General features: G+C 68.3%; 14 protein-coding genes. 9 read left to right on the forward strand and 5 right to left on the reverse strand.

Annotated elements, in window-relative coordinates; genetic code table 11:
• Positions 1–5: 5 nt before the first annotated feature.
• The 7 genes from G5C50_RS10175 to G5C50_RS10205 all read left to right on the forward strand — a co-directional run bounded on the left by G5C50_RS10175 (position 6) and on the right by G5C50_RS10205 (position 13,639).
• Positions 6–2,462, forward strand: a complete 2,457-nt coding sequence (locus G5C50_RS10175) for a VWA domain-containing protein (RefSeq protein WP_240907038.1) — start codon at positions 6–8, stop codon at positions 2,460–2,462.
• Positions 2,463–2,520: 58 nt separating this feature from the next.
• Positions 2,521–6,447: a DUF4175 family protein gene (locus G5C50_RS10180; RefSeq protein ID WP_165068537.1), complete on the forward strand. Its 3,927-nt coding sequence runs from the start codon at positions 2,521–2,523 to the stop codon at positions 6,445–6,447.
• A 3-nt stretch (positions 6,448–6,450) separates the two neighbouring features.
• Positions 6,451–7,443 (forward strand): hypothetical protein, encoded by a 993-nt coding sequence (locus G5C50_RS10185; RefSeq protein ID WP_165068540.1) that lies wholly within the window; start codon positions 6,451–6,453, stop codon positions 7,441–7,443.
• A gap of 133 nt (positions 7,444–7,576) precedes the next feature.
• On the forward strand, positions 7,577–8,587 hold the full coding sequence (locus G5C50_RS10190) for a prenyltransferase/squalene oxidase repeat-containing protein (protein WP_407673513.1): 1,011 nt from the start codon (positions 7,577–7,579) through the stop codon (positions 8,585–8,587).
• Between the two features lie 477 nt (positions 8,588–9,064).
• Positions 9,065–10,189 (forward strand): NPCBM/NEW2 domain-containing protein, encoded by a 1,125-nt coding sequence (locus G5C50_RS10195; RefSeq protein ID WP_165068543.1) that lies wholly within the window; start codon positions 9,065–9,067, stop codon positions 10,187–10,189.
• Positions 10,190–10,215: 26 nt separating this feature from the next.
• Positions 10,216–10,932, forward strand: coding sequence for a sensor histidine kinase (locus G5C50_RS10200; RefSeq protein WP_165068546.1), 717 nt, complete (start codon positions 10,216–10,218; stop codon positions 10,930–10,932).
• A gap of 151 nt (positions 10,933–11,083) precedes the next feature.
• Positions 11,084–13,639 carry a fused MFS/spermidine synthase gene (locus tag G5C50_RS10205; protein WP_165068548.1) on the forward strand — a complete coding sequence of 852 codons (2,556 nt, stop codon included), beginning with the start codon at positions 11,084–11,086 and terminating at the stop codon, positions 13,637–13,639.
• A gap of 15 nt (positions 13,640–13,654) precedes the next feature.
• Here the strand turns inward: G5C50_RS10205 and G5C50_RS10210 are convergent, their stop codons facing one another.
• Positions 13,655–14,563, reverse strand: coding sequence for a YHYH protein (locus G5C50_RS10210; RefSeq protein WP_165068551.1), 909 nt, complete (start codon positions 14,561–14,563; stop codon positions 13,655–13,657).
• A 122-nt stretch (positions 14,564–14,685) separates the two neighbouring features.
• Here G5C50_RS10210 and G5C50_RS10215 point away from each other — a divergent pair, with 122 nt between their 5' ends.
• Together G5C50_RS10215 and G5C50_RS10220 are read left to right on the forward strand one after the other, a co-directional pair.
• The gene (locus tag G5C50_RS10215) at positions 14,686–15,993 is read left to right on the forward strand and encodes a replication-associated recombination protein A (protein ID WP_165068554.1); all 1,308 of its coding nucleotides are present in this window, start codon (positions 14,686–14,688) and stop codon (positions 15,991–15,993) included.
• A 575-nt stretch (positions 15,994–16,568) separates the two neighbouring features.
• Positions 16,569–17,804, forward strand: a complete 1,236-nt coding sequence (locus G5C50_RS10220) for a DUF362 domain-containing protein (RefSeq protein ID WP_165068557.1) — start codon at positions 16,569–16,571, stop codon at positions 17,802–17,804.
• On the opposite strand, the gene G5C50_RS10225 is transcribed toward G5C50_RS10220, so the two are convergent.
• From G5C50_RS10225 to G5C50_RS10240, 4 genes are read right to left on the reverse strand one after another with little or no spacing between them, the layout of a single operon-like run.
• Positions 17,794–19,029 (reverse strand): vWA domain-containing protein, encoded by a 1,236-nt coding sequence (locus G5C50_RS10225; RefSeq protein ID WP_165068560.1) that lies wholly within the window; start codon positions 19,027–19,029, stop codon positions 17,794–17,796. The two genes, G5C50_RS10220 and G5C50_RS10225, sit on opposite strands and share 11 nt — an antisense overlap.
• Positions 19,026–20,528 (reverse strand): FHA domain-containing protein, encoded by a 1,503-nt coding sequence (locus G5C50_RS10230; protein WP_165068562.1) that lies wholly within the window; start codon positions 20,526–20,528, stop codon positions 19,026–19,028. Before G5C50_RS10230 ends, G5C50_RS10225 begins: the two co-directional genes overlap by 4 nt.
• Before the next feature lie 6 nt (positions 20,529–20,534).
• Positions 20,535–21,446 carry an FHA domain-containing protein gene (locus tag G5C50_RS10235; RefSeq protein ID WP_240907040.1) on the reverse strand — a complete coding sequence of 304 codons (912 nt, stop codon included), beginning with the start codon at positions 21,444–21,446 and terminating at the stop codon, positions 20,535–20,537.
• Positions 21,443–23,533 (reverse strand): Hsp70 family protein, encoded by a 2,091-nt coding sequence (locus G5C50_RS10240; protein WP_165068565.1) that lies wholly within the window; start codon positions 23,531–23,533, stop codon positions 21,443–21,445. The genes G5C50_RS10235 and G5C50_RS10240 overlap by 4 nt, the downstream gene beginning before the upstream one ends.
• Positions 23,534–23,535: the final 2 nt, after the last annotated feature.

The following is a 23,535-nucleotide window of genomic DNA, read 5'->3' on the forward strand; positions in this document are numbered from 1 at the left end:
CTGACTTGTTCGACTCGCTCCTCCAATACCTGGCCGACCGCATGGGCGTGGAGCCTCCGCGCGCGGGGGAGGCCGTGTCGCCGCACATTCGGTTCGAGCAACCGTGGCCCCAGTGGGCGCTCCTGGCCGTGATCGTCGCCGGGTCAGCGTTCATCATCTGGCTGTATCGCCGCGAGTCCCGCGTCTCCACGCCGATGAAGACGCTGCTGGCCGGTCTCCGGATCACGCTGCTGCTCCTGACCGTCTTCCTCATCTCCGAGGCGGCCCTCTCCGTCGACCGCACGGGGCTTCCCTACCTCGCCGTGATGGTGGACGATTCGGCCTCGGAACAGGTCGCCGACCAGTACGAGAACCCTGAGACCCAGACCAAGGCCGCCGCCCTCGCCGCCGACGCCCTCCCCCCCGCGCCCGGCGTCGAGAAGAAGCCCGAGGCGCCGAAGCCCGCCGACGATGAGACCAGCCGGCTGGCCGTCGCCAAGGGGCTGCTGCTCAAGGACGACGCGGCGCTTCTGAAGTCGCTTCAGAAGCAGCATCGCGTTCGGTTCTACCTGGTCTCGAACGCCACCCGGCTGCTCGCCGAGATCGACCGCCCGGAAGACGTCGCCCCGGCCGTGGAGAAGATCCGCGAAGTCAAGCCGACCGGCCCCCAGACCCGCCTGGGAGACGGCGTCCGCCAGGTCCTCACCGAGCTGCGCGGAGCGCCGCCGTCGGCCCTGATCCTGCTCTCGGACGGCCAGACGACCGAGGGCGAGCCGCTCGCCCGCGCGGTCGAGGCGGCCTCGCGCAAAGGGGTGCCGATCTACACCCTCGGCCTCGGCAGCGCCGAGCCGGCCCGCGATTTGGAACTGTCCGATCTGCTGGTCGACGACGTCGTCTTCGTTGACGACGCGGTCCGCTTCCAGGCCAAACTCGCCGCCCGAGGTTTCGCCGGCCAGCGGGCGACCGTCCGACTCCGAGAGAAGACCCCCGGCGCCGACCCCAATGACCCCGGCCGGCTCATCAAGGAGGTCGATGTCGACGTTCCCCCCGACGGCAAGCCGGCGCGGGTGGAGATCCTCCACGAGCCCAAGGAGGTCGGCGAGAAGACGTTCGTCCTCGACGTCGATCCCCGTCCTCGCGAGCTCCAGACCGACAACAACCGGATCGAGCGCGTGGTCTCCGTCCGCAAGGAGAAGCTCAAGGTTCTCTACGCCGAGAGCGAACCGCGCTATGAGTTCCGTTATCTGAAAAACTACCTGGAGCGTGAGGAGACCATCGACCTGTCCGTCGTCCTGCTCTCGTCCGACCCCGAGTACAGCGACCAGGACCGTTCGGCCATCCCCGTCTTCCCGGCCTCGAAGGAAGACCTGTTCAACTTCGACGTCGTCCTCTTCGGCGACGTCGACCCCGGCTACATCAGCCAGTCCCAGATGAAGAACCTGGCCGAGTTCGCCGAGGAGAAAGGGGGCGGCGTCCTGTTCATCGCCGGCGAGCTGTATAACCCCCTCTCCTACCGGGGCACTCCCCTGGAAGAGCTTTTGCCGATCGAGCTGGCCGACGCCCGCAACCCCTCGGCCGTGGGGGCTCCGGTGGAGCCCTTCCACCCCGAGCTGACGCTCGAAGGCCGCAGCAGTCCGATTTTCCGGTTCGGCGGCGACGAGGCCGAGAGCGCCCGGATCTGGCAGGACCTTCCCGAGTCGTACTGGTACATGGAGGCCCCCCGCAAGAAGCCCGGCGCCCTGGTGCTGGCGGACCACGCCTCGGCGACGGGTTCCGACGGCAAGCTGCCGCTGATCCTGTACCAGTTCACCGGCGCCGGTCGGACGATGTTCCACGCGATCGACGACACCTGGCGCTGGCGGTTCCGGTCCGGCGACAAGTACTTCGGCCGGTTCTGGGTCCAGACGATCCGGTTCCTGGCCCGCTCCCGGCTGGCCGGCAAGCGCCAGGCCGAGGTGCAGACCGACCGCCGCTCCTACCAGCGCGGCGAGCCCATCCAGATCCGCGTCCGGTTCCCGAACCCCGGCCTGGCGCCGGTGGACGACTCGGCCTCGGTGCAGGTTGAGCGTCAGGGGGGCGTCGGCCGAACGCTCAAGCTGACGAAGCGGCCCGGCTCGCCGAACGTCTTCGAAGGGGTTCTTTCCCAGGCCGCCGAGGGCGAATACACCGTCCGTCTGCTGCCGCCGCCGGTCCTGGACGGCCCGATCCCGACGTCTCAGTTCCGCGTCGAAGCGCCGGCCGGCGAGTTCGAGAAGGTGCAGATGAACGAGCCCGAACTGCGCCGGGCCGCCGCGTCGACCTCCGGCGTGTATTACCCGGCCGTCGCCGCCGACGACCTGCTGAAGGATCTCCCCAAACCTTCGAAGGTCCCGCTCGACACCGACCCGCCGATCCCGCTCTGGAACTCCTGGCCGATCCTGGCGTTGTTCCTGACCTTGCTCACGACGGAATGGCTGCTCCGGAAACGGGCGAGGCTGGTATGATGAATAGAACGCAAATCATGAGGGGCGACTCCGGTTTCGCTGTCAACGGAGGGTCTCGATGAGCCGACCTCGGACGAAACTGGAGATGCGACTGGCCGCTTTGCGCGGTCAGGTGCGACGGCTGTTGCTGACTTACGGGTTCAGCCGGGTGCTGGCGGTCGTCGTGCCGCTGATCCTGGCGGCCGGGCTGGCGGACTGGGCGTTCCATCTCGACCCGGCGGTGCGTCTCGCTCTGCTGGCGACGGTCGTCGGCGCGGCGGCCTGGGCGGCCTGGCGCTGGGTGATCCGTCCGGCGTTGACGCCGTTCGAGGACCTGGACGTCGCCATGCGGATCGAGGAGCGCTGGCCGGGCCTGGAAGACCGCCTGGCGAGCACCGTGCAGTTCCTCCAACTGCCGGCAGACGACCCGACCTACGGCTCGCCGGCCCTGCGCGAGGCGACGATTCAGCGCGCGATGGCCGAGGTCGAGAAGCTCGACTTCCGCGAGGCCGTCGACCGCCGGCCGATCGTCCGCGCCGGGATGCTGGCGGCGGCGACGCTCCTGCTCGCCGGCTCGGCCGTGGTGCTCGACCCGTCGTCGGCGGGGATCGCGGCGCGTCGGCTGTTCGCCCCGTTCGGCAAGGTCGCCTGGCCGCAGTTGACGCATCTGGCCCTCGATAAGGCCGGCACCACCCTGAAGCTCGCCCGTGGCGACTCCTTCAGCCTGGTCGTCCGTACCGAAGCCGACTCGCGCGTTCCCGAATCGGCCAAGGTCGTCTACAAGTTCGCCGACGGCGAGGTCCGCACCGAGACGCTCTCGGTCGTCGAGGGGGGCGAGTTCCGCGGCCGGATCGATACGGTCGACCAGCCGTTCACCTTCAGCGTGACCGGCGGCGACGATGCAGGCTCGATTCGCGACGTCACCGTCCGCGTCGTCACCCCGCCGGCGCTCACTCGCACCGACCTCCGCATCGCCCCGCCCGAATACACCGGCCTGCCGGCCGCGACGCTCGCCTCCGGCCTGACCACGTTCAAGGTGCTGGCCGGTACGCGGGTGGAGATCGACGCCTCGGCCGACAAGCCGCTCTCCAAGGCCCTCCTTCATCGTAGCGACGTCCCCGAGCCCCAGCCGGCCCCGCTCGACGCGACGGGGAGCCGGTTCCACGTCGTCCTCACCCCGGCGGCCGACCTGAACTTCTGGTTCGAGATCGCCGATTCGGAGGGCTTTGCCAGTCGCGAGGCCGTCCGCTACGACGTCCGGATGGTGAAGGATGAAGCGCCGAGGGTTGCGATCGTCGAGCCCAAGACCGACCGCGACGTCCCGCCCGACGCCCACATCCCGGTGGCGATCGACGTCGACGACGATTACGGGATCCAGTCGATCGGCATGAACTTCCAGATCGCCAGCGGCGACACCGAGCCCCACGACGTCGTCACGCTCCCCCTCTGGACGGCCCCCGCGCCGCAGGCTTCGGGCGTTGGGCCGGGCTCCGCCGGGACGGCGACGACGGCGGCCTCGGCGATGGTCAAGCACCAGTCGGTCAAGCACGACTGGGACCTCGCCCAGCTTCACGTCACCCCCGGCTCGATCATCACCTTCCACGCCGACGCCCGCGACTTCCTGACGCCGAACGGCCCGAACCAGGGGAAGTCCCGCGAGCTTCGGCTGCGGATCGTCGCCAAGGAAGAGGCCGCCCGCCAGTTCGACGAGGCCCGCCGCGCTCTTCGCGAGGAGATCGCCCGGACTCTCGCCATGCAGAAGCAGGCGACCGTCCCCGTCGCCGACGCCCAGCGCGCTCTCGACCAGGCCGGCTCGCTCTCCAAGCCCCAGCGCGACGAGCTGGACAACGCGGGCCTCGTCCAGCGCCAGGTCGGCGGACGGCTCAACAACCGCGACGACGGCCTGGAGAAGAACGTCCGCAGGCTGCTGGACGACCTCCAGAACTTCAAGCTGGACAACGCCCCCGCCAAGGACCAGATGGAGCGCATGCTCGCCCAGCTCGACCGCATGCGCGACCAGAACCTCGCCGCCGCCGAGCAGTCCCTCTCCCGCGCCCGCAAGTCCCTCGACGCCGCCGCCAAGGACCAGGCCGGCGGCGACCAGAACCAGGCCAAGGACCAGAACGCCCCCCAGGACGGCGCCCAGGCTGACCAGCAGGCCGGCGACCAAAACCAGGCCCAGTCCGGCGAGCAGTCCAAGTCGCAGTCGGGCCAGCAGTCCAAATCCCAGTCAGGTCAGCAGTCGAAGTCTCAGTCGGGCCAGCAATCCAGGTCCCAGTCGGGCGAACAGTCGAAGTCGCAATCCGGCGAACAATCGCAGGCCGGCGAGCAGTCGCAGGCCGGCGAGCAGTCGCAGGCCGGCGAACAATCGAAGTCGCAGTCGGGCCAGCAGTCCAGGTCGCAGCCTTCCCAGCCTCAGCAGCCGAATCGGTCGCGGGACGTGGCGAAGGAGGCGCTCGCTCAGGCGAAGCAGAACCAGAACGCGATCAGCAACGAGCTGCAGAAGATGCTCGACGAGCTGGGCGAGTTTGAGACCTATCGCGGGGTGGTGAAGGACATCCAGGAGCTGGTCAAGAAGCAGGAAGAGGCGATCAAGCAGTCGACGGCCGCCGGCGAGAACAAGGACCTCGCGGGCAAGAAGCGGGACGACCTGGCGCCCGACCAGAAGGCCGACCTGGCCAATCAGGCTGAGCGTCAGAAGGAACTCGCCAAGACGCTGCAGGACGCCCAGCAGAAGATGGACGAGATGGCCGGCCGTCTGGACCAGTCCGACCCCCTGGCCGCCGCCGCTCTCCGCGAGGCTGCTCAGACGAGCCGGGACGCCAGGACCGCCGGCAAGATGGAGGACGCCGCCAAGGGCGTCGAGCAGAACCGGATGAGCGACGCCCGCAAGGCCCAGGAAGACGCCATGCAGGACCTCAAGGATCTGGCCGATCTGGTGCAGAACCGTCGCGAACGCGAGCTCGCCCGGCTGGTCAAGGAGTTGAAGAAGTCCGAGGAAGACCTGCGCAACCTCCGCGCCCGCCAGGCGAAGAACCTCAAGGCCACCCAGGACGCCAAGAAGATCGCCGACGCCGCCAAGCGCAAGGAAGAGCTGCAGAAGCTGGCCAAGGAGCAAGAGCAGATCCAGCAGGAGCTGAAGAAGCAGCTTCAGAAGCTCGCCAAGCTCAACGCTCAGTCGCCCTCCAAGTCGGGCTCGAAGGCCTCGGCTCGGATGTCCAAGGCCCAGCAGCAGATGGAAGAGGGAGACGAGAACGACGAGGCCGGCAACGAGGAGCGCGAAGCGCTCGCCGATCTCAACGACGCCCAGGACGATCTGGAGCAGGAACGCCGCGACGCCGAGGAGCGGCTGGCCAACGAGCAACTCGTCCGGATGGGCGACCAGCTTAAGGGCCTCTCCGAACGCCAGACCAAACTCGTCTCCGACGCCGAGGAGTTCGACAAACTCCGCCAGCAGGTCGGCGACCTCACCCGAGGCCAGCGCGTGGGGGTCCGCAACCTGGGACAGATCGAGACCGGCATCAAGGAAGAAACCGGCGAGTTGGTCAAGCGGCTCGACGGCGCCCCCGTCTTCGCGTTGACCCTCAAACGCGCCTCCGACGACATGGACGCCGCCTCGGCGGGCCTCGCCGCACTCAAGACCGGCCCCGAGGCCCTCGACCCCGCCCGCGCCGCGTCTCGACGCTTCGCCCAGCTCATCGAGGCCCTCAAACGCGACGAGGGCAAGGGTGAGGGAGGCGGAGGTGGCGGCGGTGGCGGAGGCGGTGGAGGTGGTGGCGGGGGTGGAGGCGACGGCATCCCCCCCACGGCCCAGATCAAGATGATCAAGGCGCTTCAGGAAGAGATCAACGAACGCACCGAGTCCCTCGACGAGTTGAAGCGTCGGAAGAAGGAACTGACCCCCGATCAGCTCGCCGAGGTCGATCGGCTGGCGACCGACCAGGGCGCTCTGGCCGACATCGTCCGCGACATGTCCCGCCCCCGCCACGACGACGGAGAGGAGTGATCCATGCGCCGGAACATGAAGGTTCAATGGCTCGCCGCCGCGGCTTTGGCCGTTTTCGCTCCCACTTACGCCCGCGCCCAGGACGGCTCGGACGCGGCCGTCGAAGCCCTCATCAAGGACCTCGACGCCGACAAGGAGAAGAAGGCGGACGCCAAGAAGCCCGACGCCCCGAAGCAGGACGATGCGAAGAAGCCTGAAGCCAAGCCGTCCGACAAGCCCAGGGGCCAGGCCCCGGCCGACAAGCCCAAGCCCAAGCCGGCCGAGCTGACCGGCAAGGACAAGGAGCTGGACGACCTGCTGCAATCCCTGGGCGAAACCAAGGACAAGCCCGACACCCAGGACGAGCGCAAGCGTCCCGGCGCTCCCGATATGGATCAGGACAAAGACAAGAACCAGGATGCCGGGCAGGGCGACAAGAATCAGGACCAGGACCAGAAGAACCAGGGCGGCCAGGGCCAGGGCCGGAATCGTCAGCCACGGCTCACCGACAAGGACAAGGCCATCGACGAAGAGCTCGAGGAACTCGCCGGGCGTCCCCGCAAGAGGAACCGCGACGACGGCGACGGCCAGGCTTCCGGCCCCATGGGCGAGATGATCAAGGAGATGCGCGAGGTCGAAAAGCGCCTGAGCGAGCCCGACACCGGCGAGGAAACCCGCGGCCGCCAGCAGCAACTCGTCAAGCAGATGGAGAAGCTCATCGAGCAGATCCGCCAACAACAGCAGCAGGGCGGTCAGGGGATGGCCCAGGGCCAGCAGGGCGAGCAGCAAGGCGACCAGGAGGGGAACAATCCCGGCGGCGCCCCCAACCAGCGGCTCAAGAACCCCACCGACAAGCATTCGCTGGCCAAGGGCAAGGACCAGTGGGGGCACCTCCCTCCGGAGCAGCGGCAGGAGATGGAGAACATCAACAAGGAGGAAGCCCTCCCCACTCTGGAAGGACTGATCCGTCGGTACTACGTCTCGGTTTCCCGCGGCAAACTCAATCGTGGGGAGTGAAGACATGATCCGACGACGCTCTGTTCACGCCCTGCTCCTGGCCGCCGCGTCCGCCTCGGCGCTCGCCGCCCAGGACGCCCCCAAGGCCGAGGCCCCCAAGCAGGAGGCCCCCGCTCAAAAGACCGATGACGACATGAAGGGCAAGAAGGCCCAATCCGTCGGCGTCTTCGGCGAGGCGATCCGCGGCGACGTCCCTGACAATAATCGCGAGTTGGTCACCCCAGAGGCCGACCGCGCGATCCAGAACGGCCTGGCCTGGCTCGCCCGCCAGCAGCAGGCCGACGGCTCGTTCGGCAGCGGGACGTATCGCGGCAACATCGCCGTGACCAGCCTCTCGGGGCTGGCCTTCATGGCGGCCGGCTCATCGCCGGGCCGCGGCCCCTACGGCGCGCAGGTGGACAAGGCCCTGTCGTACGTGATGGCGAACACGTCGCCCGCCGGCTTCATCGCCGTCGCCGCGGCGTCGACCCACGGGCCGATGTACTCCCACGGCTTCGGCGCTTTGTTCCTGGCCGAGGCCTACGGCATGACCCGCCGACCCGAGATCCGCGAGAAGCTCCAGAAGGCCATCCGGCTGATCATCGACACCCAGAACCCTGAAGGGGGCTGGCGATACCAGCCGGTCCGGGCCGACGCCGACATCTCGGTGACGATCTGCGAGATCAACGCCCTTCGAGCCGCAAGAAACGCCGGCCTGTTCATCCCCAAGGAGACGGTCGACGCCTGCATCAAGTACGTGAAGCAGGCCCAGAACCCAGACGGCGGCTTTCGGTACATGCTCCAGGGGGGGGCCAGCGCCTTCCCCCGATCGGCCGCAGGCGTCGTGGCGTTGCAAAGCGCCGGCGTCTACGACGACAAGGAGGTTGCTGAAGGGATCACCTATCTCAAGCAGTTCATGCGCGAGATCAAGCAGGGGAGCCGCTACAGCCACTTCTTCTACGGCCATTACTACGCCGCCCAGGCCATGTGGATCCGCGGCGGCGACGAATGGAACGAGTGGTTCCCCGCCATCCGCAACGAGTTGATCCACCGCCAGTCCGCCGCCGGCTACTGGACTGACAGCATCTGCAACGAATACGGCACCGCCATGGCGCTCATCATTCTGCAGATGCCCAACAACTTCCTCCCCATCTTCCAGCGCTGAGTGATGACGGATCGAACCATGATGCGCAGCGAATGTGACGGACAGGCGGCGAGCCGGGGCCGCGAGGTCAAAACTCTCGTCTCCGGGCCGGGTAAGAGCCGCCGGAGTTCGGAGGGCGTCCGGACCATAACGGCCTCCCCCCCTCGCGGGGGAAGGTGGCCTGAAGGGCCGGATGAGGGGGGATCGGCTTCGCGTGAAGAGCGATCGACCGGATGCGCGTCCGACGGCGGTCGTCCCCCTCATCTGATCGCTTCGCGATCTGTCTTCCCCCGCGAGGGGGGAAGACCGTCTTCGGTTTCCGCATCGCTCGATTCGAAGCGTGAAGACCCTCACCCGGCCCTTCGAGCCACCCTCTCCCGGGGGGGGAGGGGACTTCGATTCCGGCGCACCGCCTGGGCCCTCGTCGCCTTCCTTGCGGCCGCGGCGCCGGCCTGGTCTCAGAACGCCTCGCGTCCGGGGAGCGGGCCGATCTTTGACGTGCTGACGACGACCGGCCCCGGTTCTTCGGGGACGATCGTCGCGCTGAGCCCGGACGGGATCACGGTCGCGCCGGCGGAGGGGCCGGCGAAGGAGTTCGCGGCGACCGATCTGATCCGGCTTCGTCGCGAGTCCGAGGTCGTCGTCGGCGAGGGTTCCTACGTCGTCTTGCCGGGGGGTGATCGGCTGGCCCGGGCTCGCGTCGGCTCGGCGACGGATACGGCCGTCGAGGTGGAGGCGGAGGCGATCGGCAAGGCCAACGTCCCTCTCGACGCCCTTCTCGGCCTGATCCTGACGCCTCCCTCCGATCCAGACGCCTTCGACGCTCTGCTCCGCAAGATCCGCACGGAGCCTCGGACCAGCGAGGTCGCCTGGCTGGCCAACGGCGACCGTGTCGTCGGCTCGTTTCTGGGGATGGACGACCGCGTGGTCAAGCTCCAGTCTCAGGACGCCGCCGCTCCCCGCGAACTGGCCCGGGAAGGCGTCGTCGCCGTCGGCTTCGACCCTGCGCTGATCGCCTACCCGAAGCCCGAGGGGCCTTATCTGGAGATGGGTCTGATCGACGGTTCCCGACTCGGCGTGGTCGGGGCTAAGCTGGAGCGGGGACGGGTGTCTGGGGTTTCGCGGTTCGCGGCGAAGGTGGACGTCCCGATCGACTCCGTGATCCAGGCGACGCCTCGGACGGAGGCCGTCCAGTATCTCTCCGAGCGTCCGGTCGACGGCAAGATCTACGTACCGTTCTTCGACATCGTCCGTCCGTTCCAGGTCGACGCCTCGGTTGAGGGCCGGCCGCTGCTGCTCAACGGATTGACGTATGATCGGGGCTTCGGCGCGTCGAGCCGGACGCTGCTGGCCTTCAAGCTCAAGCCGGGCGACCGGCGATTCCAGGCCCTCGTGGGGGTCGACGGTCGCGCCGGACCGTCGGGGAGCGTCGTCTTCCGCGTTCTGACCGACGGCAAGGCTCGCTTCACGAGCGATCCGCTCACGTACCGCGATGCGCCCATCGCCGTCGACGTGGACCTGGAAGGCGCCAAGCTCCTGATCCTGGCCACCGAATTCGGCGAGCGCGGCGACGCCCGCGACCTGGCCGATTGGGTCGAGGCCCGCATCGTCCGCAATCCCTGATTCACCCTCGCCGAGCCCGACCCGCCATGATCGAAACTCCCCAGGGCCCGACGACGAAAGCCGCCCTCCCCGAGGTCCGGCCGGACGTGCTGGGTCACGTGGCTTCGGCCGTCGTCCACAGCGTCATCAACCGCTTCAGTGCGATCGTCAGCCAGGCGGAGATGCTCAAGGCCCGGCGGCCCACTCCCGCCGAGGCGGCCCGCCAGGCCGACGCCATCATCGCCGCCGCGCTCGAAGGTTCGACCCTCGCCCGCCGACTGGCCGAGTACGCCCGCAGCTCGACCGTCTCCGCGATGACGTCCGTCGATCTTGACGCTCTGATCACGTCCCGCCTGGCCGTCCGCCGCAACGACGCTCCCGACGGCGTCGCCCTGGTCGGCGACCTCGCCGCGCGCGCCGTCTTCCCCGGCGATGCTCCGAGGCTGTCGATCATGCTCGATTGCCTGATCGACAACGCCTTCGAGGCTCTCGAATCGGTCGGGAGAGGCGGCCTGGTCACCGTCGCCACCCGGACCGACCCCCAGGGCTGGCTGGAACTGGACGTCCGCGACGACGGACCCGGCATGGCCCCGGACGTTCTGGAACTGGCCCTGGAGCCCTTCTTCAGCACCAAGGCGGAGCACTCCGGCCTGGGCCTCCCCCTGGCCCGCAGCCTCTGGCGCCGCCACCGGGGCGCCTTCTCCATCGACGCCCCCCTCGGCCGAGGAGCGCTGGTCAGGCTCACCCGGCCCCTTTCGGATTGAGGCTCGGCCCGGCGGCGGTTGGCGTTCTCAGGTCGTCACGGACCCTCGCAGGCGGTCGCCGCCTTCGCACGTGTCAAACCGACCTTGCATCGCGGCCCGACCTCACCGAGGATGTGGCGCTTCACAACCCAGTCCGGGAGACGACTGCGCGATGTTCCCACAGGATCAGCCCACCCTCGGCACGGATGCTCGCCGCCGGTTCCTACCCGTGCTGCTTCTTCTCTTCGTCGGCAGCGGCTGCGCAGCGATGATCTATGAGGTCGTCTGGCTGCAGCTTCTCCAACTCGTGATCGGCTCGACGGCCGTCTCGTTGGGCGTGGTGCTGGCGTCGTTCATGGGAGGCATGGGGGCGGGGAGTCTGCTCCTTCCCCGGCTGGTTTCGGCCCGGCGAAACCCCTTGCGGGTCTACGCCCTGCTCGAACTGGCCATCGGTCTGATGGGGTTGATGCTGCTGTACGGCATGCCCTACGTTGAACACGTCTACGTGCTTTACGCCGGTCGCGGTGCGCTGGACGTGTTCTTTCGAGGCGTCGTCGCCGGGGTTTGCCTGTTGCCCCCCACGCTCCTGATGGGAGCGACCCTCCCGGCGATCGCCCGGCGGGTCGAGACCGATCCGGAAGGGGTCTCGTGGTTGGGGTTCTTCTACGGCGGCAACCTCGCCGGAGCCGTGCTCGGCTGCCTGGCGGCAGGCTTCTACCTTCTTCGCGTCTACGACATGGCGACGGCGACCTACGCGGCCGTCGCTCTGAATGTGGCCGTCGCCGCGATCGCGCTGGCCCTCTCGGTGGTGCCTGGGGGCTCGGAGGCTCCGTCCGAGCCGGGACCCTTTGAGATCTCTTCACGGGGCGACCGAGCCGTCTATCTGGCGATCGGTCTCTCAGGCATGTCGGCCCTGGGCGCGGAGGTTGTCTGGACGCGTCTGCTCTCGCTGATGCTCGGCGGTACGGTGTACACGTTCTCCCTGATCCTGGCCGTCTTCCTGACGGGACTGGGGATCGGCGGCAGCGTCGGGGCGCTGGTGGCTCGGCGGGCCGAATCGGCCCGAGCGGGACTGGTCGCCTGCCAGTGGCTGCTCACCCTGGCGATCGCCTGGACTGCGCTGATGATTTCGCAGTCCCTCCCCTACTGGCCGATCCTGCCGGAGGTTTCCTCCAGCCCCTGGTACACATTCCAGCTCGACCTGGCGCGCTGCCTCTGGGCGGTCCTGCCGCCGGCCTGCCTCTGGGGAGCGAGTTTTCCGCTGGCCCTGGCGGCGGTCGCCTCGCCGGGTCAGGATCCGGGGCGGCTCGTCGGCCGGGTCTACGCGTCGAACACAGTCGGTGCGTTGCTCGGGGCGCTCGTGTTCAGCCTGCTGCTGGTCCCGGCGGTTGGCACGGCTCATGCGGAACGCGTGCTGATCGGCCTGGCCGCGGCGGCCGCGCTGGCGGCGTCGATTCCCCTGCTCCGTTCATCGTCGAGGGGGCCGATCCGTCCCAGCCTCGTGCTCGGGTCGGCGGCGGCGACGGTCGTGGCCGGTCTGCTGGCCTGGTACCTGGCGCCTTTGCCGTGGCAGGTCGTCGCATTCGGACGACAGACTGCGAGCGCCCTGCCTCAGGCCGTGCCCGGCATCCATCAAGAGAAGCCGGCCGACCTGGGCGAGGCCGACTTCTTCTGCCGGTACGTCGGCGAGGGAGCGAACGTTTCTGTGGCCGTCACCGAGTCCTCGGACGGCTATCGCAGCTTCCACGGCGCGGGCAAGGTCCAGGCGTCGACCCGCCCCGTCGATATGCGGCTCCAGCGGATGCTCGGGCATATCCCGGCTCTGGTTCATCCCAAGCCGGAGTCCGTGCTGGTCGTGGCCTGCGGCGCGGGGGTTACCGCCGGCTCCTTCATTCCGCACCCCGAAGTCCGCCGCATCACCATCTGCGACATCGAGCCCCTGGTGCCCCAGGTCGTCACGCCGATGTTCGGTGAGGCGAACTACCACGTCGTGGATGGGATCGCCCGCGAGAACCCGCATAACGTCGACGGCAAGCAGGTCGAGGTGATCTACGACGACGGCCGCCACTTCCTCCGCACCACCCGCGAGAAGTTCGACGTCATCACCTCCGACCCGATCGACCCCTGGGTCAAGGGATGCGCTGCGCTGAACACGGTTGAATATTATCAGATGTGCAAAGAGCATCTGAAGCCGGGCGGGATCGTCGCCCTCTGGATCCCCCTCTACGAATGCAACGAGGAGACGGCCAAGAGCATCATCGCCACGTTTTTCGAGGCCTTCCCCAACGGCATCCTCTGGAGCAACGACCGCGAGGGGATCATCTACGACGCCGTTCTCTTCGGCCAGGTGGAGCCCACGGTGATCGACGTCGACGCCCTCCAGGCCCGGCTCGACCGACCCGATCACAAGGTGGTAAAGCAGTCGCTCCGCGAGGTCGGATTCGGACCGGCTCGCGAGGACGGCCTGGAAGAGGGCGTGGACCTGCTCAACACTTACGCCGGTCAGGCGTCCATGCTGAAGGAATGGACGCGAGGCGCCCAGATCAACACCGACCGCAACCTTCGGCTCCAGTATCTGGCCGGCATGTGGCTGAACTCCAGCCTGGACGAGCGCATCCTCCGCGGCATCCGCTCCGAGTATCGTTTCCCCGAGCAGACCTTCGTCGGCTCTCCGGAGCGTATCGCCGTTTTGAAGAAGCTCCGGCACCGACCGACCCGGTGGGAGTGAGGCCCGACGGGACCCTCAGCCCTCGCCTCGATACCCGCGCAGCTCCGGCGGCGTCGGGGGTGAGACCCCGGGCGGCGGCCCGTGGCGAAAGCTCGGGTCGGGAGTCCCGCGCCATAGGCGGGGGATGAAGGGAAATTCGTCCGTCAGCACATAATAATACGTGCCGTCCGGAAATTCGGGAGTCGGGCCGGTGCGGCCGTTGCATTCGTCGAGGTCGCCTCGGCCCGGGTCGTACTCGAAATCCTCGACGAACCGCCCGTCGAATCGCCCGCCGGGGCCGTCGCTGCGACGACCGCCGCGCAGGCGGTAGCTGGAGCGCAGCCGTCGAGTCCGACTCTTCACGTCGACCGGGTCGCCCGGGCATTCGGGCCCGTAGATCGGGAAGCCGTCGGCCGCGAAGCCCAGCAGGTGCATGGGGCGCCCTGGATCGGCGACGGAGCGGTTCCAGAGCAAGCCTGTGGGGAGTCCGTGGTAATGGTAGGCTCCCCTCCCCTGGGTATGGGCATGGTTGCCGTCGATCCCCAGCGCCCGGGCGTTCGCGGGGTGGAGCACCTCGAACTGCCAGCCGCTGCGGCCGTCGGCGTTCCAGAACGGCCCCGAGGGGTCGAACGGCACCCCGTTTACCGCCACGCCGAACAACCACATGGCGATCGGCGAAGGATGCTCCGCCGCGACCGGCGCCGTCGGGGTCTCCAGCACATACCTTTGCGGCCGGAGCGATACCGGGTCGTGGGGGTTGGGAAAGTCTCCGGCGGGGTGGTCGGGAATCCCGTTCGACGTGATCCTCCGCCGGCCGTCCGCCGCGACGATCAAGACCTCCGCCGGGTTGTCTCCCCCCGAGCCCGCTAGCAGCCGGACGCCGCCGGCCGCGACGACCGGCGCGGCGAATCCTCCGACGATCAGCTTGCGACGATCCAGCTTCATCGGTCCCCCCCTTCAACGATCAGGTTACTCGGCCCACTCGCCGACTTCGACCATAATCGCTCGAGCGTCGGGTATAATGGACGCGTGGACACAGTGGGAGTCGTTCGGGAGGGAGCAGGCTGATGGCTCGGGAATCGACGGGCTCGCTGTTCGGCAGGTCGGACGAGCCGGCGTGGGCGGAGGAATCGGCGGCGCCGGTCGTATCGGCCGACGCCCCGTTGGCCGAGCGCATGCGTCCTCGGTCGCTCGACGAGTATGTGGGGCAGCAGCATCTCGTCGGTCCGGGGCGATTGGTCCGCAGGCTGGTTGAGGGGGGCGGGCCGATGCCCTCGTTGATCTTCTGGGGAGGCCCGGGCGCAGGCAAGACGACGCTCGCCCGCCTCGTCGCCGGCCCCAGCGGGGCGCGGTTCGTGCAGCTTTCGGCGGTGCTCTCGGGCGTGAAGGAGCTTCGCGAGGCCATCGCCGAAGCCCGCACCCGGCGCAACCGAGGCGTGCGGACCGTCCTCTTCATCGACGAGATCCACCGCTACAACAAGGCCCAGCAAGACGCCTTGCTCCAGGCGGTTGAGGAGGGCGTCGTCAGCCTGATCGGCGCGACGACGGAGAACCCGTCGTTCGAGGTGAACTCAGCGTTACTCTCGAGGTCGCGAGTCTTGACGCTGGAACCGTTGACGCCCGACGACGTCGCCATGATCCTCCGCCGCGCGTTGACCGACGCCGACCGCGGACTTGGCACGCTCAATCCCCAGGTCGCCGAAGTCGAGCTAGCCCGCCTGGCGAAAGCCGCCGGCGGCGACGCCAGAGTCGCGCTCACGGCCCTGGAAACCGCCGTCCTCGCCACGCCCCCCGCCGAGGACGGCTCGCGGACGGTCGAGCCCGAGACCCTCGTCGAGGCCCTCGGCCGCGCCCGATACGCCTATGACAAGGGGGGCGAGGAGCACTACAACCTGGCCAGCGCTCTGATCAAGAGCCTGCGCAACTCCGACGCCAACGCCGCGCTCTACTGGCTGGCCCGCTTGATCGAGGGAGGGGCGGATCCGATCTTCATCGCCCGCCGGCTCTGCATCCTGGCGTCTGAAGACGTCGGCCTGGCCGATCCCCAGGCGATCGTCCAGGCCGCAAGCGCCGCTCAGATCGTCCAGCTCATCGGCCTCCCCGAGGGTCTCTACCCCCTCGCCCAGGCGACGATCTACCTGGCGAACGCCCCCAAATCCAATGCCATCAAACGAGCCTACTTCGCCGCCGCCGAAGACGCCGCCGCCACCGCCCGCGAACCCGTCCCCCTGCACCTCCGTAACGCCGTGACCTCACTGATGAAGGCGAACGGCTACGGCCAGGGCTATCGCTACGCCCACGACGACCCCGCTGCGAAGGACGAGATGCCTTGCCTCCCTTCGGCTCTGCGAGGAAAGACCTACTTTCGTCCATAACCGTACCGCGACGACCTGGCCGCGGGACTGGCGTCCCATCCCGAATCGAGGACCTTTTGCACCTCTTGTCAGGCTATAAAAGGCTTGATCGAGGTGTTCGTTTTTTGAATGGCGTTCTGCCGACGGTGGTACACCTTCGGCGTTGGTCTTGCATCAAGACATACGATGCCTCGACGATGCAGGGAGCCCTGGCCCCAAGCGGCAACCTCGGCCGGGCTCCAAAGCCGCGATCTGGGACGATAACGTCGGATGTGCGTCGCAGACGCTCGTAAATCCTTTCACTCTCGGCGTTTTGCTCGACCGACGACTGGTCCGGGTGTGTCCGGAGGAGTACTCATGGAGGGGCGTCTCTGGTCTCTTCGTTGGAATTCCCATAGCTCCCATCGACGTCCCCCTCTGTGTCCGATTTCCCAACTCCTCCTGTAACGCCTACCTAACCTTTGAGGCGGCGGGAATTTTCCGATGGACGGCGTCGATTAGGTCGATTTATCTTGTTCGTCGACGCCTCTCACCCCGGCGGCCGATTCGATCGGCCCGTCCTCACCGTTTCTACCGGATTGCGAAGGACCCGCCCGATGAGCGACCGTTACCCGTGCGGCACGTTGAAGCGTCGAGCCTTCCTGGGAGCCGCCGCGGCGGCGGCTGGTGCGCCCTGGATCGCCCGCGGGCCCGTTCGGGCCGGCGCGATCGACGATCCGGCCGGAGCGACGGCTCACGGGCCGAAGGTTGAAAAAAGCAAGTTCGACCTCCCCGGCCTGTATCCCGGTCGCGTGGTCGAGGTTCGGAACGCGGCCATGATCCGCGACATGAAGAAGGATCGCGCCGCCATCAAGACGAGCCTCGACAAGGGGCTGACCTCGCTCACCGGTGCGGACGACGCGGTCTCCGCTTGGCGGACCTTCTTCGAGCCCGGCGACGTTGTCGGCATCAAGGTCGTTCCGAACGGGTATCCTCACTCCTTCTCTTCGTACGAGCTGGTGCTGGAGACGATCGAGGGACTCAAGGCGTGCGGCGTCAAGCCGACCGACATCTTCGTCTATGAGCGGTTCCGCTCCGAGATGCAGTCCGCCGGCTACGATAAGATCCTCCCCGACGGCGTCCGCTGGGGCGGTCTCACCGCGACGGGCGGCCCGCAGATCCAGATGGAATTCGACGGCTTCAAGGACGACCCGATCGCCGGCTACGACCGCGACGTTTACATCCAGATGGACCTCGTTCACTACGGCGAGGACCCCAAGGACGACCGCCAGTATCGCTCGCACGTCGGCAAGCTGCTGACGAAGCACGTCAACAAGGTCGTGGCGATTCCCTGCCTGAAGGACCATCGCTCCGCCGGCGTGACCGGGGCCCTGAAGAACATCAGCCATGGTTCGGTGAACAACGTGGCGCGGTCGCACGCCAACAACTTCACCAACACCTGCAACCAGTTCATCCCCCAGGTGGTCAGCCACCCGCTGCTCCGCTCGAAGTTCGTCCTCCAGATCATGGACGGTATTCGCGGCATCTACAACGGCGGGCCGCAGGGGACGAAGGACGGCCGTTGGAGCTGGGACGAGAACGCCCTCTTCCTCGCCACCGACCCCGTCGCCATGGACCGCATCGAATGGGCGCGGATCGACGAGCGGCGGAAGATCCAGAATCTTCCGCCCGTGGCCGCCACCGGCAAGACGGCGCTCGATCCTCTCAGCATGGAAGGCTTTGACGTCCGTCAGCCGCAGCACATCGCGCTGGCCGGGACGCTTGGCCTGGGGACCTACCTGTTCGAGGGGAAGAAGGGCCCGTTCATCCGCCACGACGTAATCACGGTTTGACGACCTCGGCCGCCCGCCTCGTCAGCGACGGCAAGAACGCCAGCGCGGCGAGGCCGGCGGCCAGGATCAGGAACAAGGGCGACCAACCGGCGGCCGGAACGACCATCCCCGGGATGAACACGGCCGTCTCGCCCACCTTGCGGCTCCCCCGGTGGATCACCTGCACCGGGCGGAGCGTGCCGTCGGGGATGCGACGGTCGCTCTGGTAGGTCAGCGAATAGCCGGCGCCCAGGCGTTCGGCGATCGCCTCGTAGACCTTCCGCAACTCCTCCGCTCGACGCGCCGGGTAGTACTCTCCACGAGTCCCCGCGGCGAGCTGCTTCAGGCCGTTGACGTCGATCTCGCGCTCATTGCCGAAGCCCAGGGTGTAAATCGGCAGGCCGAGCTGTTGGCCGCTCGCGACGTCGTCCTCCAACGGGGTCGAGCTTGAGGTGTCCAACCCGTCGGTCAGGGCGACGATCACGCGCCGGCCGGTCTGGTCTTCGAGCAGCTTCAGCGCCATGGCGACGGCGTCGTAGAACCGCGTTGGTCCGTCGGCGAACAACTCGTCGACGGCCTTGCCGACCTTCACGCGGTCGGTGGTGAACGGCCGGATCAACTCAACCTGCGAGCTGAAGGCGATCACGGCGATCTTGGAGCCCTGGGGAATCTTCTCCAGGAACCGGGCCACCGCGCCCTTCAGCGAGGCGAGTTTCGCCTCCTCGTTCATGCTGCCGCTGCGGTCGACGACCAGGACGATCGTGGTCGGGACGTTCTCCTTGGTGAGCGGGGCCTGGAAATCCAGGATCGGCCGCTCCTGGCCCTCCTCAGTGACGCGAAACTCGTCCTTCGTCGCATCGCGGACGAACGTCCCGTCCGGCTTTCGCAGCTCGAACTGCACGCCGATTTTGGGGAAGTCGTCCTGGCTCGCACCGGTGACGACGACGGAGAGGTCGTCGGAGGCGGGGGGAGCAGGAGCGTCTTGCGCGCGGACGGATGTTGCTGCGACGAGGAAGAGAACCAGGAACAGGATGCCTCCGATCGGGAACCCGACGGCCTTCCCCCCTCGCGGGGGAAGGTGGCCGCGCAGCGGTCGGATGAGGGGGGATAGGCGCGGCTTCGAAGTTAATGTGCCGGATGCGCGAGCGACGCCGGTCGCCCCCTCATCCGGCCCTTCGGGCCACCTTCCCCCGCAAGGGGGGAAGGCCGGTTGGGACTGAATCGAACTCGTTCTTCGGTCGTTCATACGGTCCCCCCCTTCCCCGGCGGGAACGCCAGGCACGAGGCCGTCGCCAACGCCAGACCGAGCGCCGCGGCCGAGAGTGCCGGCGATCCGAAGAGGCTCTCGAAACTCCGCATCGCGGCGAAGACGACCGAGGCCGCCAGCACGCCGACGACGGCGCCGGCGAACGTGGAGGCGATCGAATCGCGGACGCCTCCGCTCATGCCGACGGCCCAGCCAAGGACCGCACCGACCAGCGCGGGGAACGCCGCTGCGCCCGTGAGGCGGGTTTCGCCCCCGCTTGCCAGGAACGGCAGCCGGTTTCCCAGGGCTGCCAGGCCGCGGAGGGCCAGGACGACCACCGGGAACATCCAGAGCCGATTGGCGACCGAGATCCCTCCCAGTCGATCGCCAAGAGGACGCATCGGCGACCACCCGGGGCCGACCGGCTCGGGCGAGTCTGGGATCGTCTCCACGCGAGGCCGCTCGACGCGGACTCCGACTCGGCGCGAGACCCCCCCGGCGGTGATGACCACCGCACCGAGCGTGGCGTCGAAGGCGCCTTCGGGCGGTTCAATCTCGACGACGATCTCGGCTTCGTCGACGATCGCCCGTGCCTTGTCCTTCGATCCGGGCGCAACGCGGATGGCGTCCGGCGATCCGACGGCAGCTTCGACGGTGATCGTCGGCCGCAGGATGCGATAGCCGACGTTGGCGATCCGGATCGACTTCCGAACCACGCCGCCGACCGTGTTCGACGGAACGCGCAATTCATCGGGATGGACGTCCAACTCGGGAGCCGCCGGCTTCGTCGTCGGCAGTCGGCCGAGCCAGTCGTCGAGCACGTCGTCAGGCGACCAACCCGGCTCCCGGCGCGGGAGGAGATCGGTCCTTCCCACGCGCTTGAGGTGCTCGCCGATCCTTCCCGTCGCCAGCTCGTCGCGGACCGTCGTCCACTTCTGTGCGGAGAGCGTCAGGAAGTCGTCCCAGGTCCGGCACGCCGAACCGTCCTGGAAGGCGTAGGGGATTGAAAGCGGGCCGGTTCTGACCGGTGGCGGCGTGGGTTGTGGTGGCGATGGAGGCGGCGGCGAGGGTTTCGGTTTCTCGGCCGCCGGGGCGGGGCGGGCCGCGCCGTTCGTGGGGGCCGAGGCAGGTTGGGGCTCGGGCTTCTTCGCGGCCTCGGAGCGGACGACGAGTTGGATCGCGCCGATCTGCACGACGTCGCCGGGGGCGAGCGCTCGCTCCTGCTTCGTGAACAACCGCTGTCGGTTGACGAACGTGCCGCCGGGGCTCTCAAGGTCACGGATCGAGAGAATCTCGCCGGCCAGCGTCAGCACGGCCTGTCTCGGCGCCATCTTGCGCGGGGTGTCGCCTTCCTGGTCGGCCAGGCTGATGAATGAGGGAGCCCAGGGGCCGTTGCCGAGGATCGTCTCGCCGCCGTCCAGCGAGTATCGGCGGCCGGGCTCGCGGCCCTTGGCGATCTCCAGGATCCATCGCGTCTTGGTCGTGGTGGTCGCGGCCATGAGGTCCTACCGTCGTCGAAAGATCATGGAGGTCTTCCCCAGCTCGATCCGGTCGCCGTCGCCGAGCTTGCGTTCGCTGGGGCAAGGCGAGCCGTTGACGCGGGTCGCGCCGGAGCGGGAGAGGTTGCGCAGGACGTAGCCGTCTCCGGAGCGGACGATCTCCGCGTGAGAACGCTCCACGGCCGAATCGCCGAAGACGCCCACGTCGGCCTGTTCGTCCAGTCCCAGCCGATTCACCGACCGCGCCAGCAAATAAATCCGTCCTTCCTGGCGACCGCTGGCGATCTGGATCCAGGCCCGTCGCAGGGCTTGCTCCACCAGGGCCAGAAACAGTCCCAGGCCCGCGCCCAGGATCACGATCCCGAGCGACTGGCTGACGCTGTATCGATTCCCGAGCGCGATCCGCAGCGCCTCGAAGCAGAGCCCGCCGATGAACCCACCGATCCCGCCGCCGATGAGGCCGAAGACGAGTCGTTGGAACGACCGATCGGCGATCCCCTGCCCCAGCCCGATGCCCAGCCCGAGCACCGCCCATGAGAGGGCCCGGCCCATCAGACCGCCCTGGAAGACGCCGATGACGACCTCGCCCAGCAACAGCCCGATCGCGCCGCCGATCGCGGAGGCCGGCGTGGCTCTCGCCACGGCGCGGGCCGTCTTCCGCCAGGAGCCGTCGCGCAGCGGTCCCCAGGCGTTGAGGAAGAAGCCGATCGCCCCGCCGATGATCGCCCCGGCCCAGGCGTCGCGGACGTAGACGGATTTGGCGTCGACCGTCTCGACATAGAGGTAGAGGCCGAACAGAGCCCCCAGCGCGCCGGCCAGCGCCAGGTCATAAGCCTGACGGACGCTCGGCCAGAAGCGGCCGGGCTGGAGGGCCTGGGCCATGATGTAGGGATTCGGGTTGGCTGCTGCTGTGGTCATCGGCTCATGATCCGCAACGAGCGGCCCCCTTCGGCGATTACGCGGGCGATGTGGCCGAACGTCCGGACCAGTTCGCCGCCGCCCTGGACGAAGATCGATGCGGCCTCGCTGGAGGCCAGGCTGTCGAGATAGTCGCGATCCGCGTCGCCCATGCCAATGGCGACGATCTCGATCCCCTGTCCCTTGGCCGCCTCGGCCTGCTCCAGGGCGCTCTTGGCGGCGTCTGGGTAGCCGTCGGTCAGGACGACGATGTAACGGCGGGCGTCGTCGGCGACCATCTCGCCTCGGGCCAACTCCAGGGCGTCGGAGAGATTTGTCGACCCTTCGGCGTCGAGCCGGTGGATCGCCGCGTGCAGCCGGCGGACGTTGTTGGTGGCCGGGGCCATCAGCGCGACGTTCGTGGCGAACGAGATCAGGCCGACCTCCATCGACGTGAAATCGCAGCGCTCCAGAAACTCGCGGGCGGCCTGCTGGGCTTCGGCCAGCGGTTCGCCCATCATGCTCGAGGACCCGTCGATCAGGAGCATGACGCGGACCTTCTCGCCCGTCGATCCCTCGGCGGCCGTCCGAGGCGGCCCGGCGAGCCAGGAGAGGTCGTCGGGGACGGGCTCAACGCTCATTTCCAGCCGGTGTCCGGTGTCGCGCTGGGAGGCGTGGACCTGCACCACACCGTCGGCGTCGTACGAGAGCCCCACGTCGACGGCGACCTCGGCGTCGGTCGCGGCGATGCCGTGGAAGGCGTACTTGCCCAGGATCGTGCAATCGAGCGGCGCGGCGCTCTCGCCCTGGGTCAGATAGACCTCCAGCTTCGTGTTCATGCCGCCGTGGGTCTCGTGCATGTAAGTGCGGACGGCCTCGGCGGGGATGGGGACGTTGCGGCGGACGACCACGTCATTGACGTACTCCGAACCATCAGCCGAGACGGCGACGACCCCCAGGCTGTGCGACATCACGTCGATGACCTTCCGGGCCGGCGGCGGGGCGGCCGTCATGCCCAGAGTGAATTTCGGCAGCGCGTCGCCGATGGTCTCGCCGGCCTCGGTCGCCGCCTGCACGGCCGCGCCGAGGGCGACGACCTCGTCGACGTTCACGCCGGTCCGGGGCGGCTTGCCGGCCATGTGGGCGACGTAGGAGCGGACCATCGGCATGCGGGTCGAGCCGCCGACGAGCAGGACGCCGTCAAGCCGGAGCCAGTCGAGCCCGGCCTCGCCGAGGGCTTCTTCAGTGAGCCTTCGGGTGCGGTCCATCAGTGGGGCGGTCATGCCCTCGAACTCGTCGCGGGTGATCTCGAAAGTCCGGCGCTCGGAGCCGAGTTGCAGGGTGACGCGGGCGGTGGTGCGTTCGGAGAGGGTCCACTTGGCCTGCTCGCTGCGGACGAGGACTTCATTCAGGGCGACGGGGTCGTCGAGCGGGTCGAAGCCGGTCTCCTCGGCGAACTTCTCGGCGAAGTAGGTGGCGATCCGATCGTCCCAGTTCTTGCCGCCGAGGTCGTGGTCGCCGGCCGTCGCCAGCACGGCGACGTCCTCCGGCGTGATCCGAGCCACGGTGACGTCGAACGTGCCGCCGCCGAGGTCGTAGATGAGCACGGTCTCGTCGACGTCGGCCGAGCGGTTCAGGCCGTAGGCGAGGCTGGCGGCGGTGGGCTCGTTGATGATCCGCATGACGCGGAGCCCGGCGGCCTCGCCGGCGGCGATCGTCGCCTTGCGCTGGGCGTCGCCGAAGTACGCCGGGACGGTGATGACGGCGCGGTCGACCTCCTCCCCCATCGCGGCCTCGGCGTCCTCCTTGAGCCGCCTGAGGACGATGGCGGAGAGGTCGGCGGCCGAGTACGACTGCCCCTTGAACTCCAACTGATAGAGCGGGCTCCCCATGTGGGGCTTGAAGAAGCTGGCGATCTCCGAGTCGCCCAGCCGCGCCCACTCCTTCGCCTCCTGTCCGACCGCCGGCGGGTCGACGCCGAAGTAGATCACCGACGGCGTGATGTTCGCCCCCTCGCGATTCGCGATCACCTCCGGCCGCCCGTACGCGTTCCGCCGCGCCACCACGGAATTCGTCGTCCCCAGGTCGATCCCCACGAACGCGGCCATCG

The organism is Paludisphaera rhizosphaerae (assembly GCF_011065895.1).
Lineage (GTDB): Bacteria > Planctomycetota > Planctomycetia > Isosphaerales > Isosphaeraceae > Paludisphaera > Paludisphaera rhizosphaerae.